Source organism: Streptomyces erythrochromogenes (assembly GCF_036170895.1).
In the GTDB taxonomy this organism is placed as follows: Bacteria; Actinomycetota; Actinomycetes; order Streptomycetales; family Streptomycetaceae; genus Streptomyces; species Streptomyces erythrochromogenes.
This window is the reverse complement of the sequence record NZ_CP108036.1, coordinates 7,918,656-7,934,179: the sequence shown is the minus strand read 5'-3', so window position 1 is coordinate 7,934,179 and position 15,524 is coordinate 7,918,656. Positions and strand designations below refer to the sequence as shown.

The 15,524-nt window shown below is 73.7% G+C and carries 13 protein-coding genes and 1 pseudogene; 5 read left to right on the top strand and 9 right to left on the bottom strand.

Translation table 11 applies throughout. The features are described from left to right. Positions 1–3: 3 nt before the first annotated feature. The 5 genes from OHA91_RS36435 to OHA91_RS36415 form a co-directional block, all read right to left on the bottom strand. Positions 4–1,827, bottom strand: a complete 1,824-nt coding sequence (locus OHA91_RS36435) for an ABC transporter ATP-binding protein (RefSeq protein WP_328740808.1) — start codon at positions 1,825–1,827, stop codon at positions 4–6. Further along, positions 1,824–3,653, bottom strand: a complete 1,830-nt coding sequence (locus tag OHA91_RS36430; RefSeq protein WP_328740807.1) for an ABC transporter ATP-binding protein — start codon at positions 3,651–3,653, stop codon at positions 1,824–1,826. The genes OHA91_RS36435 and OHA91_RS36430 overlap by 4 nt, the downstream gene beginning before the upstream one ends. Before the next feature lie 68 nt (positions 3,654–3,721). Next, positions 3,722–3,856, bottom strand: coding sequence for a SapB/AmfS family lanthipeptide (locus tag OHA91_RS36425; protein ID WP_030962357.1), 135 nt, complete (start codon positions 3,854–3,856; stop codon positions 3,722–3,724). Then, positions 3,853–6,486 (bottom strand): class III lanthionine synthetase LanKC, encoded by a 2,634-nt coding sequence (gene lanKC / locus OHA91_RS36420; protein WP_328740806.1) that lies wholly within the window; start codon positions 6,484–6,486, stop codon positions 3,853–3,855. Before lanKC ends, OHA91_RS36425 begins: the two co-directional genes overlap by 4 nt. A 98-nt stretch (positions 6,487–6,584) precedes the next feature. After that, positions 6,585–7,169, bottom strand: a complete 585-nt coding sequence (locus OHA91_RS36415) for a VanZ family protein (protein WP_245240051.1) — start codon at positions 7,167–7,169, stop codon at positions 6,585–6,587. 84 nt (positions 7,170–7,253) lie between these two features. Between OHA91_RS36415 and OHA91_RS36410 the strand changes: the two genes are divergently transcribed. Then, positions 7,254–8,180, top strand: a complete 927-nt coding sequence (locus OHA91_RS36410) for a YihY/virulence factor BrkB family protein (RefSeq protein WP_328740804.1) — start codon at positions 7,254–7,256, stop codon at positions 8,178–8,180. A gap of 208 nt (positions 8,181–8,388) precedes the next feature. On the opposite strand, the gene OHA91_RS36405 is transcribed toward OHA91_RS36410, so the two are convergent. Together OHA91_RS36405 and OHA91_RS36400 are read right to left on the bottom strand one after the other, a co-directional pair. Continuing rightward, positions 8,389–8,748, bottom strand: coding sequence for a hypothetical protein (locus OHA91_RS36405; protein ID WP_328740803.1), 360 nt, complete (start codon positions 8,746–8,748; stop codon positions 8,389–8,391). Positions 8,749–8,942: 194 nt separating this feature from the next. Then, on the bottom strand, positions 8,943–9,308 hold the full coding sequence (locus OHA91_RS36400) for a PRC-barrel domain-containing protein (protein WP_031148081.1): 366 nt from the start codon (positions 9,306–9,308) through the stop codon (positions 8,943–8,945). Positions 9,309–9,644: 336 nt separating this feature from the next. Between OHA91_RS36400 and OHA91_RS36395 the strand changes: the two genes are divergently transcribed. After that, entirely contained in the window at positions 9,645–10,295 is a 651-nt protein-coding gene (locus tag OHA91_RS36395) for an HAD family hydrolase (RefSeq protein ID WP_031148079.1), read from the top strand. Between the two features lie 165 nt (positions 10,296–10,460). Continuing rightward, a complete protein-coding gene (nadE, locus tag OHA91_RS36390) occupies positions 10,461–11,291 on the top strand; it encodes an ammonia-dependent NAD(+) synthetase (RefSeq protein WP_308289134.1) in 831 nt (276 codons plus the stop codon). A gap of 124 nt (positions 11,292–11,415) precedes the next feature. Here the strand turns inward: nadE and OHA91_RS36385 are convergent, their stop codons facing one another. Further along, positions 11,416–12,345 (bottom strand): MerR family transcriptional regulator, encoded by a 930-nt coding sequence (locus OHA91_RS36385; RefSeq protein ID WP_051892947.1) that lies wholly within the window; start codon positions 12,343–12,345, stop codon positions 11,416–11,418. A gap of 154 nt (positions 12,346–12,499) precedes the next feature. On the opposite strand from OHA91_RS36385, the gene OHA91_RS36380 reads away from it, so the two are divergent. After that, positions 12,500–14,200: a carboxylesterase/lipase family protein gene (locus OHA91_RS36380; RefSeq protein WP_328740802.1), complete on the top strand. Its 1,701-nt coding sequence runs from the start codon at positions 12,500–12,502 to the stop codon at positions 14,198–14,200. A gap of 40 nt (positions 14,201–14,240) precedes the next feature. Here the strand turns inward: OHA91_RS36380 and OHA91_RS36375 are convergent. Beyond that, a pseudogene (locus tag OHA91_RS36375) lies at positions 14,241–14,963 on the bottom strand (SAM-dependent methyltransferase). 203 nt (positions 14,964–15,166) lie between these two features. On the opposite strand from OHA91_RS36375, the gene OHA91_RS36370 reads away from it, so the two are divergent. After that, complete coding sequence (locus OHA91_RS36370; RefSeq protein ID WP_158714747.1) at positions 15,167–15,472, top strand: STAS domain-containing protein; 306 nt, start codon at positions 15,167–15,169, stop codon at positions 15,470–15,472. Positions 15,473–15,524: the final 52 nt, after the last annotated feature.

The following is a 15,524-nucleotide window of genomic DNA, read 5'->3' as shown; positions in this document are numbered from 1 at the left end:
GGGTCAGCCGTCCGCGGTGCCGTTCCACTTCCCCACCAGATCGCGGTACAGGGTCGATCTGGCCGGGAGTTCTGCATGGGTGCCGCATACGGCTCGGGTCCCGTCCAGGACGAGGACCCGGTCGGCGCGGGCCGCGGACGAAACGCGGTGGGCCACGACGACGAGGGTGCCGGGCCGGGCCGCGAGGGCCCGTTCGGCACGCTCCTCCGTACGCGGGTCCAGGTGGCAGGTGGCTTCGTCGAGGAGCAGGAGCGGCGCCGGCGAGAGGTAGGCGGCGGCGAGCGCGAGGTGCTGGCTCTCGCCGCGGGACAGCAGCCGGGGCCGCACCTCGGCGTCGAGCCCGCCCAGCCGCTCCACCAGGCCGTCCAGCCCCAGGGCGGCGACGGCGCACCACACCCGGGCGTCCCCGGACCGGGGGTCGCCCGGGTCCGCGGAGAGGGGGGAGAGATGGGAGAGGTGGGTGAGGTTCTCCCGTACGGTGCCGGTGAACACGTAGGCCTGCTGCGGCAGGAGGGTCCGCCGCGGGTCCGGCCCCCTCGCGTCCGGTGTCCGGCGGGCGGCCGAGCCGGCGACGAGCACGGTGCCCGCGTCGGGTGGGAGCATGCCCGCGAGCAGGGCGGTGAGCGTGGACTTGCCGATGCCGCTCGGACCGACGACGGCGAGGTGTTCCCCCGGCCGCACGACCAGGTCGAGGGCGTCGAGGACGGGCGCCGCGCCGCGGCCGTAGGCGAAGGTGACACCGCGGAGCTCCGCCGCCGCGGCGGCGGCCGGGGGGACGGCGCGGCCGGCCGGCTGCGGCTTCGCCTCCCCGGCGGCCGTGTCCGAAACGCCCGGGGTCGGCGGCGGCGCGGGGTCGCAGAAGCGCTCCAGGACCACCAGCAGGCGGGTGCCGGCCGAACCGAGCGCCGTCATGGCTGAGTTGAGGGCCGGCAGCAGGGCCTGCACCAGGTACGTGAGGCCGCCGGCCAGCGCTCCGGCGGTGATGCCGTGCGCGAGCAGCCAGGGCGCCGCGACGAGCAGTGCGATCACCGGCAGCCGGCCCGCCGTACCCAGCGCCAGGGTCCGCAGGGCCGCCCAGCGCGCGAGCCTGCGGGCCAGGCGTTCCTGGGCCGCGATCAGCGGCTCGACCCGTGCCCGCGCCGCCGTCTGACCGCCGCAGGCGACGACGTCGCGGAGTCCCTCCCCCAGCTCCCCCAACCGGTCCGCGAGCGCCTCGTCGGTGTCGAGGGACCGGCGTTGCACGGCCGCCATGGGGCGCAGCGTGGCCAGGAAGGCCGCGACGCCGAGCAGCAGGGGCGGCAGCACGACCAGCAGCAGCACCGGGGCCAGGGCCGCCATGCCCGCGAAGGCGCCCACGGCGGTGAACACGAACGAACGCACGGTCAGGACCAGCCCGGCGAAGGAGTCCCGGGCCATTTCCGTCTGCTGGGTCAGGCGGGACACGGCGCCCGCGTCGGGCGCCCGTACCGGGTCGGCGACGGCGCGGTCCAGCGCCTGCCGCACCGCCCGCCGGACCAGGCCGTCCCGCAGTGGCTCGACGAGGTCGGCGAGGCCGGCGAACACGCCCCGCAGCGCGAAGCCGCCGACGAGCGCCCCGGCCGCCGCAGCGGCCAGCCACGCCAGACCGGTTCCGGTGCGGCCGGCGAGGAAGCCGTCGTCCAGGGCGCGAGCCACTCCGTAGCCGCCGAGGAAGGTGTGGGCGGATTCCACGAGCGACCATGCCGCCAGGCGCGCCAGGGCGCTCTTGTGGCCCCGCAGGAACCGCCGGCCTTCGGGGGCCACCCGTCGCCAGGCCTCCGTCTCGGTGCCGGTCCCCGTTCCGGTCATCGTCCCGCCCCCTGCTTCCGCAGGGGCACCGGGCGCTCGTCCGTCCCGGCCTCCGCATCCGCATCCGCATCCTTCGTCGCGTCGGCGGCGGCGAACACCGCCCGGTAGGCGGGGTCGCGCCGCCACAGCTCGGCATGGGTGCCGGCGGCCCGCATCCGCCCGCCCTCCAGCCATACGACGAGGTCGGCGCGGACCGCGGACGAGAGGCGGTGCGCGACGACGATCCGGGTCCCGGGCCGGATCTCGCGGGCCAGCGCCCGCTCGACCTCGCGGGCGGTGACGGTGTCGAGGCTGGAGGTGGCGTCGTCCAGTACGAGGAGCCGACCCGCGCGGCAGAACGCCCGTGCCAGCCCCAGGCGTTGAACCTCCCCGCCGGACAGCGGCGCGTCGGCGAGGCGCGTTCCGTACCCGTCGGGCAGGCGCCGTACGAACGGGTCGGCGCCCGCGGCGCGGGCCGCGGCCCGGACCTCCTGCGGCCCGGGGGCGGGCCCCGCGCCGAACCCGATCGCGCCGCCGACCGTGTCGCCCAGCAGTACGGGCCTGTCGAAGGCGTAGCCGACCTCGCGGCGCAGGGCCTCGCCGGTCAGCTCCCGCAGCGGCACGCCGTCGAGCAGCACCTCGCCGGCGTCCGGGTCGGCGAGCCGGCCGGCCACGGCGGCGAACAGCGTCTTGCCGGCGCCGGAGCGGCCCACCACCGCCACGGTGCTGCCGCCGGGGACCACCAGTCTGATGTCGTGCAGGACGGCCGATCCGCCGCGCACGACCCGGACGTCGCGCAGCTCCAGCGTGCCCGGGCCGCCTTCCGGGAGTTCGGCCCGGCCGTGGCCGAGCGGGGGCAGGGCCACGAGGGCCGCGGTCCGCCGGGCGGCGGCCCGGCCGCGGGCCACGGCCGCCAGGGCGCCGGTCACCGCGCCGACCCCCGCCGCGAGGCCCGCGTACCGCAGGGCGGCGAGGAGTTCGCCGACGCCGATGGCCCCGGCCGCCAGTCGGATGCCGCCGACGGCGAGGACCGCGTACAGGAGCATCGGCATGAGGGCCGTGGACCGGGCCGTCGTGCCGCCGTATACCTGCCACATGCGCCTGCCCTCGGTGCCGAGTTCGGGCAACCGCGCGAGGATCCGGGCGCGTTCGCGGTCGGCGGTCCCGGCAGCGGCGATCGTGCGAGCCCCCGCCAGGGCCTCGACGAGGCGTCCGGCGGTGGCGAGCTGCACCTGCTGGTAGCGGGCGACGCTGGTGAGGGTGTCGCGGGTGAAGGCCCGCAGCAGGAGCACCAGCACCGGCAGGCCCAGCAGGAAGGTGAGCGCCGTCCACAGGTCGATGAGGAAGAGCGCCGCCACCGCACCGAGCGGCGGCAGCAGTGCGGCGAGGGCGTGCGCGACGGCCGCCGGGACCTTCCCCGCCTCGGTGGCGTGTGCGGTCAGCCGGGCGGCGGTCTCGCCGGGCGCGTGGCGGGCCGCGTGGTGGGGGGCGGTGCCCAGCAGCCCGGCGAGGCCGAGCCTGCGCAGCCGGGCGGTGGAGCGGCCGTCGACCTCGCCGGTCAGCCGTGCCGCGGCGGCGTCCAGGGCCACTTCGGCCGCGATGACGGCGGCGCACAGGAGGGTCCAGGCGGGGCCGGACGGGTCCCGGCGCAGCAGCAGGTCCAGGGTGTGCCCGAGGACGGCGGGTTCGGCGAGGGCCGCCGCGGCTGCCGCCACGGCGCATCCGAGGACCGCGGCGGTGCGCCCGCCGCTGTGCCGGGCCGCCGCGACGAGCGCCCGGTCCGCGCCGCGCGCCAGGTCGGGCTCCGGCTCCTGCGCCGTGCCGGCGGCCGCGTCGGGGGGGCTCATCGGCGGATGCCTCCAGTGATGGGGTGCGGGCCCGGGCGGTGAACCGCCCGGGCCCGAGGTGACCTGGGTCAGTTACAGGTCGTGATGCTCAGGCTGCTGTCGCCGCAGAGGAGCAGGCTGGCGCGGCTGCCGCCGCCGGTCATCGCGACCTCGGCGGTCTCTTCCTTCGGGGTCTCCATCGACTGCAGGTCAAGAAGCGTCATGTCAGGTTCCTCTTCTCTCGGGTGGTGCGATGGGTCACGGCCCCGGGCGGGACCGGCTGGTGGGCCGCGGCGCCTCGGCGCAGCGGCGGGAGGAACGGCAGGTGCGCGCGCCCGCCGGGCGCCGCGCTGCCGAGGGCGAGGAGAGCGCCGGCCGTACCCGTGGTGAGGTCCATGGACAGCCGCATCATCTGCTCGCCGGGGAAGGCCAGATGCCCCTGGTACGGCACGGCGTGCCGGGCCAGTGCGTCGATCTGGCGGGCGATGGCTCCGGGCCCGGTGCCGGGTCCTGGCGTGGTGGTCCGGGCCAGGTGCAGGATCATTCCTGCGGCGCCGCGCATCAGCCCGGGCTGGGCGTAGAAGGTGGCCTGCGCCGCCCGTACGATCTCGGTCCGGGCCTGTTCGAAGCGCTCGTCGGGACCGTGCTCCAGCCAGTCGTCGAGGACCATTCCGATGCCGACGCTGCCCTCGCCGAGGTACGGCATGGTGCGCCAGCCCTCGTTCACCTGGAGGGTGCCGTAGGCGCTGGTGACGCAGCGGTCGAGGTCGCGGTGGAGCGCGTGGGCGGCCTGGATCAGCAGTTCCTTGTCGCCGGTGCGCTCGTAGAGGCGTACGAGGAGCAGGGCGGGTCCGGAGTTGCCGTACAGGAGGCCCGCGCGGCCGGGCCGTCGGTCCGGGTGGGCGACCAGCTCGGCGCAGCGCAGGGCCGCGGTGTGCAGTTCGCTCTCGCCGCTCGCGGTCCCGAGTGCGTCCAGGGCGAGGCCGATGCCGGCGAGGCCGCCGTACAGGTCGGGTCCCGCGCTCTGCCAGGGCTGGTGCAGCAGCCGGTCGGCGAGGGCGAGGGCGCGTTCGCGGTGTCCGAGCCGGTCCAGCGTCCAGGCCGTGCCGGCGAGGCCGTCGTAGAAGCCGAGCGGGGTGCCGGAGGCCGGTTCCGCCGTGCGGTCGACCAGCCACTCCTCGGCCTCCGGCCAGGGTCCGGCGCCGGTTTCGGCGAGGGCGTGGAGCACCCCGGCGATCCCGTGGCCGAAGCCGATGCCTCCGTGGGCGGTCGCGAACTGGGCGATGTCCCCGGGGACGAAGCGGTCCTCGCGGTGCGGGGTGGCGCTCGCCCGCAGCGCTGCGGCCATCGACGTACGGGCGGCCGGCCATTCGCCGGGCTCGACGGGCAGGTACGGTCCGGCCGGTGCGGGCAGGCGGTCGCCCGGCAAGCCCTCCGGTACGCCGGACAGGATCTCCTCGACGGCTTCGTCGAGGAACCGGCGCGGTACGGGGAACTGCTCGGCGGCGACGGCGGCCAGGTGTGCGGCCTTGGTGCGGTCCAGGACGAGCAGGCTGGTCAGCGGGAGGAACAGGGCGAGCCGCAGGCAGGCGAGGGCGTAGCGGTCGACGGCGAATCCGCGCCGCTCGGCCGGGGCGACGAAGGCCGGGTTGGCCACGGTCTGCCGCAGGCCCTCGTCGATGTGCGCGGCGGCCTCGAAGTCCAGGAGTGCGACGGAGGGTTCGCCGGTGTCGTCCTCGGCGACCATGATGTTGAAGAGGTGGAGGTCGTTGAAGACGACCCCGCGGGCGTGGACGGCGTCGACGGCTTCGGTCACCTGCTGGTGGATCTTCAGCGCCCATGCGGTGTAGGAGGCGAGCTCCGCCGGGGCGGGGTCCGCCTCGATCAGGGGGTGGCGGCGGGCGAAGTAGGTGTTGAGCGGTTTGCCGTCGAGGTGCTGCAGTACCAGGAAGTGGTGGTCGCCGACCGTGAAGGTGCCGCGGACGGCCGGTACGCAGTCCAGGCCCGCCAGCCGTTCCAGCGCGGTCCGTTCGCGGTGCAGCCGGGTGACGGCGTCGGCGCCGTCGGCGGCGAGTCCGGCGTACGGCCGGGCCTCCTTGAGGACCACGGTCTCGCCGCTGCGGCTGTCCTTGCCGAGGTAGACGCCGCCGCCGTTGGAGAAGTGCAGCGCCCGTTCCACCGTGAAGGGGACACCGGCGAGGGTGACGGCGGAGCGCGCCTGGAGGTGGGGGTCGAGGAAGGCGGGCAGTTCGAGCCACTCGGGCGGCTGGAACGCGGGTCCGCGCCGGTCCGGTACGAGCCGGCCGTCGGGGGTCTCGACGGCCGGGACCAGTTCGCCGTGTTCGCCGTAGCAGTGCCGCAGGGTGAAGCTGCCGTAGCGCAGGTGGACCGGTCCGGCGCCCCAGCGCAGATCGCTGAGGATGTACGGGCCGGCCGCGCCGCCGAGCGCCGCGTCGAGGTCCTCCGCGATCCGTCGGCACTGCCCCTCGTCGGCGGGGTACACGGTGATGAACTTCCCGCTCGCCGCGCGGTCGGCGTACTTGGCGTTGCGCAGGTGGAGCAGGTAGCGGCTCGGGACGAACTTGAAGGCGATGTTCCGCTCGGTGCAGTAGGCGTACACCGTGGTGAGTACCGACTCGGCGTTGTCGAGCGTGGCCGAGACGTGGATCTTCCAGCCCTGCGCAGGCAGTTCGGCGCCGGCGGGCCGCAGTGCGAGCCAGTCGCCGCTGCGGTGCGAGCGCCAGCCCGACGGGACGGGGGCGAGGGCGGGCGGGTAGCTCTCGCCGACCCGCCGGTACGGCGCGTCGTAGAACCAGCGGTCGGCGTCGCAGTAGGCGGCGTACCCCTTGTTCACACCTGCTCCCTCGGTCGGTGGCAGACCCGACCGTGTCACGCCGGGCCGAGGGGCCGACAGTCACCGCTGTCACCGATGGGGTGTGCAGTACTCACGAGTCACGAAGGACGGCGGTGCCACCAGTGCCTGCGGCGCGGGTGCACGGCGCGGCCCAGCCGCAGGCCGATGAAGAGGTAACCGAGGAGCGCGCCGGCCGTGTTGAGGATGACGTCGTCGATGTCGAAGACGCGTCCGGTGACGAGGGCGCCCTGGATCAGCTCCACCAGCGTCATCAGGCAGATGGTCACCGCGGCGACGCGCAGCAGTCCGCGGGCGGGCGGCAGCAGGACGGGCAGGAGCACGCCGAACGGCACACCGAGCAGCAGGTTGCCGCCCAGTTGGCGGGCCGCTTCGAGCGTCGACGCGTTTTCCAGGTAGGCCTCGATCGAGCGGCCCGGCTGAAGATTGCTGTGCACGAGGGCCGCCGAGGCGGCGGAGGGCTCCAGCGTCAGCCGGGCCAGGACCACGCTGAACAGGACGGTCCCGGCGAAGGCCGCCAGCATGGCCAGCGCCCGCACGGCCGGGTGGGTCGGGCGGGTCTGGTGGGTCGGGGACGTCGGGTGGTTCTTCGTCGCGGACACTGTGACGGGCCGCACCGCTTCCTGCGGCTCTGCGTCGCGCCTTCGCGCGTGGCTCCATGTCATGGCGCCCGTGTACCCGGCGGACGGGCCTGTACGCAGATGCCCCGCGGGCGCATGGGCGCGGGCTCGGGAGGGCACGCGCACGGGGTGACCGACATCCCCCGCACCACTTCGCGCCGAGGCGGTCCGCCCGCCATCGCCGGCACCGCGACCGCCGACACCGGCACCGCCGTCAGCGCCCTCGCGGCGCGCACCCGCGCCGAGTTGCGGCGTACGGCCGTCCGCGTCTGGACGGACAACCTGGCCGACCACGCGGCCGCCCTCACCTACTACGCCCTGCTCGCGCTGCTGCCCGCGCTCGTCATCGCCGTGTCCGTCGTGGGGCTGCTGGGCGGGGCGCGGCGCGAAGGACTCATCGCCGACCTGACCGCGTACGCACCCCCGCAGTCGGCGCAGGTGCTCCGTGAGGCGCTGGGCAGCGTTCCGGAGGGGCATTCGTCGATGTGGGCCCTGCTGCTCGGCGGGGTGGTGAGCGCGCTGTGGTCGGCGTGCAGCTACCTGGCGGTGTTCCGCCGCGCCCTGCACACCATGCACCGGGTGCCGGACACGCGGCGTCCGCTGCGTGCCGCGCACATGCTGGTCGTCCACGCGGGGCTGCTGCTGGTGCTGCTCGTCGTCGGCGCGGTGGGGCTGGTCGTGTCCGGACCGCCGGCCCGATGGGCCGCCCGGGCCGTCGGATGGAGCGGCCCGGAAGCCGTCGCGCTGCTGCGCTGGCCCGTGCTCCTGGTCGTCGTGACCCTCCTGGTGCTGGTCCTGTTCCGGACCGGCCCGGTCCAGAGCCGGGGCACCCGGCGGGGCCTGCCGGGCGGGGTACTGGCGGCCCTGCTCTGGCTGGCCGCCTCGGGGCTCTTCACGCTGTACACGCAACTGGACACGTACGGCCGCCTGTACGGGTCGCTGGCCGGGATCGTGGTCTTCGTGATCTGGCTCTGGTTCGCCAACCTGGCCCTGCTCACGGGCGCGCAGTTCAATGCCGAGCGGGCGCGGAAGCCCGCGGCCGGGCCGCGGGGCTGAACGCCGGCGTCCCGGCGGAGCCGCCGCGCCCGGCACGGCCCGACCGGGCCGTGCCGGGCCGGGCCGGGCCGGGCCGGGCCGGGCCGTGCCGGGCCGGGCCGTGCCGGGCCGGGCCGTGCCGGGCCGGGCCGTGCCGGGCCGTGCCGGGCCGGGCCGTGCCGGGCCGGGCCGGGCCGTGCCGGGCCGTGCCGGCCTCGGACGCCCTACTTCACTTCGCGCGCCGTGCCCGTCGGGCGCGCCGCGCGATCACGGCGGCGGTCAGTACACCGGCGGCCGTGGCCAGCGCGGTGCGGTTGGCCCGTGCCAGGGTCGCGGCCCGGCCGGCCTTCGCCCGCACGGAGTCGAGGTTCCCGTGCCCGGTGAGCCGCCCGGCGCGGGCGGCCGTGTCCCGGACGCGCGTCGCCGTCCGGAACGCCCCCGCGAGAACGGGATCCGGCGTCTTGTCCTCGACGAGCCGCCCGACGTGCACGGCAGTGTCCCGCAGCCGGCCGGTCGCACGTGCGACCTGCCGCCGCAGCTCCGTCGGGATGGGGACGGACTTGTCGTTCGCGTGCGGTATCAGGGTCATGGGGCTTCCTTCTCCTGGGAGTTGTCCGCGTTCGGGTCTCTGCTGCGCGGGTACCCGGCAACGGCCCGATCACGCGCGCGGGCCCGGGGAGCCGGTGCCGTACGACAGCGCTCCCCATCGGAACGCGGCACGGCCGTGGGCCCGAACTCGGGGAGTTCGGGCCCACGGCCTCGAAGCGGTCGGACTCGGGCCGGTCAGAGCGGCGGGAGACCGAACCGGGTGGCGGCGTAATAGGCGCCCAGTTCCTGGTGGTACTCCCGGTCCCCGAGGTGCTTGTCCCGATGGAACTCGGGGGCGTCCTTGATCTGGCCCTTGGTGCGGTCGACGTAGAGCGTCCGCGCCTCCGGGTCGATGCTGACGACGGTGCTCGCCGGCAGCAGGACCTCCTTGCCGAAGATCCAGACCCCGGTGTCCACGACCAGGTAGGCGTCACCGACCTCGTCGGAGTGCTTGTCCACCTTGCCGATGCCGCCGTCGGTCGCCTCGACCTTGTAGCCGGTCAGATCGGTACCGGCCAGGTGGCCCGAGGTCGACTTGTAACTCCACACATGTTCAGTCACGCGGAAACAACTCCTCCGATGGACGGGGGACGGCGGGGATGCCCCGGCCGTCCGTCCTTCTTCGTCTGTCGTGCGGGGGCGTTCGTTCTCCCCGTGAACTCCGCCTGCCCCGCGTCCGGCACCTCATGCGTGCGGACGGAACCCGTCGGTCCGCCGCGGGGAGGACCCGGCGGGACCTTCCCGACATTCCCGACAATCTCGACAGATCAGGCGCTCCGGGAGGCGGCGTCCTGCACGCCGAGATCGGCATCGGGCGGTCGGCCCTGAAGGTGGGCGAGGACGTCTGCGAGGAGCAGCTCCGACCCGCCCGGCCGCCCAGGACTCTATGCTGCGGGAATGATCAAGCCGATTGAACTCGTCATATTCGACTGCGACGGAGTGCTCGTCGACACCGAACGCATCGCGATGCGCGTCCAGGTCGCCCTGGGGGCGGAGCTGGGGTGGCCCCTCACCGAGGGCGACGTGATCGAGCTGTTCATCGGGCGGTCCGACGCCTCCGTGCGGGAGCAGGTCGCGGCCCGGCTCGGCGAGGGCACGGCCGACGTCTGGGCGAAGCGGTTCGAGCAGCTGCACCGCGAGGCGGTGGACGCCGGCCTGGCCCCCGTCGACGGGCTGCCCGAGGCGCTCGACGCGATCACCCTGCCGACCTGCGTCGCCTCCAGCGGCTCGCACGAGAAGATGCGCCACACCCTGGGCCGCACCGGGCTCTACGACCGCTTCGCGGGCCGCATCCACAGCGCCACGGAGGTCGCCCGCGGCAAGCCGGCCCCGGACCTGTTCCTGTACGCGGCGCAGCGCATGGGCGTCGATCCGGCGGCCTGCGTGGTCGTCGAGGACAGCCGGCCGGGTGTCGAGGCGGCCCGCGCCGCCGGGATGCGGTCGTTCGGTTACGCGGGCGGGATGACCCCGGGCGAGCGGCTCGAAGGCCCGGGGACGCGCGTGTTCCACGACATGCGCGACCTGCCCGGGCTCATCGCGGCGGGATGACGCGGAACCAGCCGGCCGAGGGCACCCCGTCCGCACCGCAGGCACGGCCCTTGAGCAGGGCTCCGCGGCCTTTCCTCTAGAGTGCTTTCCGGCCCCCTCTTCGCACCCGCGGCCCGCCCCGCGGCACGAACCGACCTGTCCACGGGGCCCGACCGAGGAGCAATCGTGACCGACCAGGCGTCCATAACACTGCAGCAGGAGATCGCCCGGGACCTCCAGGTGGGCGCGTCCTTCGACGCCCGGCAGGAGATCGAGCGCCGCGTAGCCTTCCTCGCCGACCGGCTGAGCTCCACGGGCCTGCGCTCGCTGGTGCTGGGCATCAGCGGCGGTGTGGACTCCACGACGGCGGGCCGGCTGTGCCAGCTCGCGGTCGAGCGGGTGCGCGCCGCGGGTCAGGAGGCGACGTTCTTCGCGATGCGGCTGCCGTACGGCGTGCAGGCGGACGAGTCGGACGCGCAGCTGGCGCTGGAGTTCATCCGGCCCGACCAGGTCCTGACCGTCGACGTGAAGGCGTCGAGCGACGCCGCGCTGGAGGCGGTGCTGGCCGGCGGCACGGTCTTCCGTGACGCGCACCACCAGGACTTCGTGCACGGCAACATCAAGGCCCGCCAGCGCATGATCGCCCAGTACGCGGTCGCGGGCGCGCACGCGGGTCTCGTGGTGGGCACGGACCACGCCGCCGAGGCGGTGTCGGGCTTCTTCACCAAGTTCGGCGACGGCGCGGCCGATGTGGTTCCGCTCACGGGCCTGACGAAGCGGCGGGTCCGCGCCACGGCGGAGGCTCTGGGCGCGCCGTCCTCGCTGATCTGGAAGACCCCGACCGCGGACCTGGAGACGCTGAAGCCGGGTCTGGCCGACGAGGACGCGCTCGGCGTCACCTACGACGACATCGACGACGTCCTGGAGGGCAAGCCGGTGGACGCGGCCGCCCTCGACGTCATCGTCAACCGCTACCGGGCCACCGAGCACAAGCGACAGCTGCCGATCGCCCCCTGACCCGACCCGGTCCCCGCGCTCCCGGTCCCGCCGTCACGCCGTACCGCTGACGGGGACCGGGGCCACGTCCCGGCCGCCTCGTGACCGGGAACGTACGATGCCGCGCATGCGGCCTTCGCCCTCTCTACTCGGGCCGAGTCCGGCCCTGCTCGGCCAGCGAAAGCGCCAGGCCGTCGGTCAGCCACCGGTGAGCCACCGTCATGTTCAGTACACGGCCCCCGGTGGCGGTGGCGACCAGAGCCCAATACCGTTCCAGGCGGGGGTCGAAGCCGGATGACTTCGACACCAGGCCGTGCAGGTATTCACGGAAGGCGGGCGTGTCCGACTCCCGTCGGGCCCGTGCGTGGGCGGATACGAAAGCGTTGACCGCCTCGCCGGCGCCGGGCGCCAGCCCCTGGGCCAGGGCGGTGACCGTCAGAGCCGCTGCCTGGTCGATCTCGCCGTAGAAGGCGGGGCCGTCCTTCATCTCCTCGCCGTGGTCCTGGGTCCACCGGGTGAAGCTGGGCGTGGAGATGAGCAGATGCATCTCGGCGTAGGCCAGGACCGTGGCGGGCTCCGGGTCCTGCGGAGGATCGGGGGACAGCATGGCGATCATGATGTCGAGTCGGTTCTTGGGCATGGCCGTGCACAGCTCGCGGTACCAGTGGTCGGTGAGAGTACGACGCGCCTGCGGAAGCTGCTGCACACGGGCGAGGATCCCCAGACGCCGGAGCCGCTCCTCACTCCCGCAGTCGTCCAAGGACGCGAGCGTGGCCTGACGCCAGCGCAGTTCGGTCAATCGTTCCTGCACCGCTTCGAGTTCGGTCGCCACCAGTTCGCCGAGGGAGCACTCACCGGTGACCACCTGCGTGATGGTCGCGATCGGCATGTCCAGCGCCCGTAGGTGCCTGATCACACGGATGCGCTCCCAGGCCTCGGGACCGTAGCGCCGATGGCCACCCGTGCTACGACGGGCCACGGGCAGCAGACCGCTGTCCGAGTAATAGCGCAGCGTCTTCACCGGCACCCCCGTGCCGGTGGCGAGTTCACCGATGCTCCAGGTGTCTTGCGTCACAGTCTCTTGAACCTCCAGTGCACGGGAGGTCCTAGCGTATGGAGCACTTGGCGCGCCGGTTCGCACCGCTCCCACGTCCCAGGCTTCGTCAGGGCCTGAGCGGTGTCACGCGGCTCCGCGCCATCCCGCCCCCGATCCGCAACGGTGATGACCCATGTCCCCTGTCAAGACGGCACCGCTTCCCTCCCGACGGGCCGGCCTGCGTGCGCTGCTCCTCCCCTTGCTCTGCACGGTCGCCCTGCTCGCCGCCACCGCCGCGCCGGCGACCGGCGCACCCCGTCCACCACGGTCCGACGGGCCGAGCGATACCGTCGTGCGAACCGATCTCGGCCGGGTCCGTGGCGTGTCCCACGGCTCGTACGCCACCTTCGACGGTCTGCCCTACGCCGCGCCGCCGACCGGAACGCTGCGCTGGCGCGCCCCCGCCCCCAGCACCCGATGGCAAGGCGTCAGGGATGCGACGAAGCCGGCCCAGCGCTGCGTGCAGATGCCTGCACCGGGCGTGAGCGGTGTCGTGGGGTCGGAGGACTGCCTGTACCTCAACGTCACCGTGCCGACGCCGACGCCGAAGCCGTCGGCGAAGCAGCGGCTGCCCGTGCTGGTATGGATGCACGGTGGTGCGTTCCTGGGCGGTTCAGGCGGTGACTACAGTGCCGAACAACTGGCGGTCCGGGGTGAAGCGGTCCTCGTCACGGTCAACTACCGTCTGGGGATCTTTGGCTACTTCGGCCACTCCGGGTTGGGGTCCGCCCCGGCATTCGGCCTGGCCGACCAGCAGGCCGCCCTGCGCTGGGTGCGGGCGAACGCGGAGCATTTCGGCGGTGATCCGCGCAATGTCACGCTGTTCGGTGAGTCCGCAGGCGCCCTCAGCATCTGTGCCCACCTCACCTCGCCCACGGCCGTCGGACTCTTCCAGCGGGCCGTTCTCCAGAGCGGTTCCTGCCGCACGTCCTTCCCGCGCGGCGCTCTCGGGCCCGGGACACCTGCGTACGAGCCCTTCGTCCCACAGGCCGAGGTCCAGACCGCCGGTACGGAAGCAGCCCGGCAACTGGGCTGCACCACGGGCAGTGGAGACGACGTGCTGGCCTGCCTGCGCGGGCAGAGCACGGATCGCCTCGCGACCGCGCAACTGATGCAGTCCTTCAACCGGCCCGCCTTCGGCAATGCGCTGCTTCCCATGGCCCCCGACCAGGCCTTGGCATCCGGACGTTTCCACCGTGTACCGGTCATCCTGGGCACCAACCACGACGAGATGCGGATGTTCGTCGGCCTGTCGCTCGCCGCGTTCCCGATCCGCACCGAGGACGACTACCGCGCCCGCCTGGTGGAGGCCTTCGGGGCCGCCGCACCGGGCGTCGAGGCACAATATCCGGCGGCGCACCACCTCACGCCCGCTCTGGCATGGGCCGCGGTGCTGACCGATCGGTCCTTCACCTGCACCACACTGGCCGTCGGCCGGGACATCGCCGTGCACGCCCCCGGCCTTCCCCTCTACGGCTACGAATTCAGCGACCGGGACGCTCCGGTCCTCACCGGCCTGCCGCCGAACCCTGGCTTCCCGTACGGTGCGGCGCACGGCTTCGAGATGCCCTTCCTCTTCTCCTCGCTCCCCACCGAACGAGGGATGACCGACGCCCAGCGCGCCCTGTCGGACCGGATGGTCGGCTATTGGACGAGCTTCGCGCGGACCGGAAATCCGAACACCCCCGACGCACCACCCTGGCCCCTCCTCCACCCTTCTTCGTCGCCGCACCCGCGGTCGGTGCAGTCGCTGACTCCCCGACCGGGCGCGATCCACGCCGTCGACGCGTACTCCGCGCACCACTGCTCGTTCTGGGACGGCCTACCTCGGTGAGCCCCGGCAGGTGGCGCCGGGGCTCACGCGGAGGAGCGTGTCAGCGGTCCATCAGGACGAACACGCCCCACCCGAGGTATTCGCGCTGGTACCTGGCGTGGCCGGCAGGTCCCGCGGCGAGTTCCGCACGCATGTCGTCGGCGAGCTCGTCGTCGGGGTTGGCATCGAGCCAGCGCCGCATGTTGAGACTGTGCCGCGACGTACCCCGGTCCCAGCTGTCCTGGTCGGCAAGGACCATCTCGACGACATCCCAGCCCAGGTACCTGAACTGTTCAAGCAGTTCGGGCAGCGTGAGCAGGTCGTCCTTGCCGGCCATGTGACAGCCCTCGACGACGGTCCGGTCCTCAGGCTCGCGGCGCCGGTACGGTTCACCGATCAGCATCATGCCGCCGGGAGCGAGACTGCGCCGCAGGAGTTCGAACGGTACCCGCCACGCCGGAGCCGATCCAGGTGGCGCCTACGCAGGCGGCGATGCCGACGGGGATCGTCGGCGACATGGCCCGAGGCGTCCGCGTGCACGAAGCCGACCCGGTCGGCAACGCCCAGCTCCACGGCGCGGCCCCCGGGCGGCGTCGAGGAAGACGGTGCTGATGTCGACCCCGGTGCCGGCGACACCGTGGTCCCGCGCCCAGGTGCACAGCATCTCGCCCTTGTCGCAGGCGAGGTCGAGCATGCGTACCTGGACCGTCATCGAAAGCACCTCTTTGGACGTATGAAGGCTGGGACCGGTCGAAGGAACGGCTGCCGCGATCACCCTGTCCACCCCGTTTCGCGTCCCGCCGGCACGGACGAGGGCGACGGGACGGGGCGTTCACCCTCCGCGCCGGGCCCTGACCACGTGTGTCCCAGGTCCATTTGCGAATACGTGATCTTCGTTTCGTGGCTTTCCGCGCACGCGGTGCACCTCGTACGGTCAGTCGGGTCAGATCCGCTCGTGTTCCAGGAGACAGCGTGCAGGCGCCCCGGGTGACAGTCAGGGCCGAGGCCGACGGCGTGCGGGTGGTCGTCTGTTCCGGCGAGTTCGACCTGGACACCGCGGGACTGCTCGTGGACGCCTGCGACATCGGGCCGGTGCCGGCCGGCCTCCTGGTCGTCGATGTGAGGCAGGTGGCCTTCGGCGACTCCAGCTTCCTCAACGCCCTGATCCGGCTGCGCAACACCCGCCCCCTGGCGCTCCAGGGCCCGCTCCCGAAACAGCTGCACAGAATGATGGAGATGACGGGCGCGCTGCCCCTGTTCGACATCCGAGACACCACCGAACAGGTCGGATGACCGCTGTGTGGCGCGGGGCCGGCATCTCTTGCTGCACGTGGGGAAGCCGAGG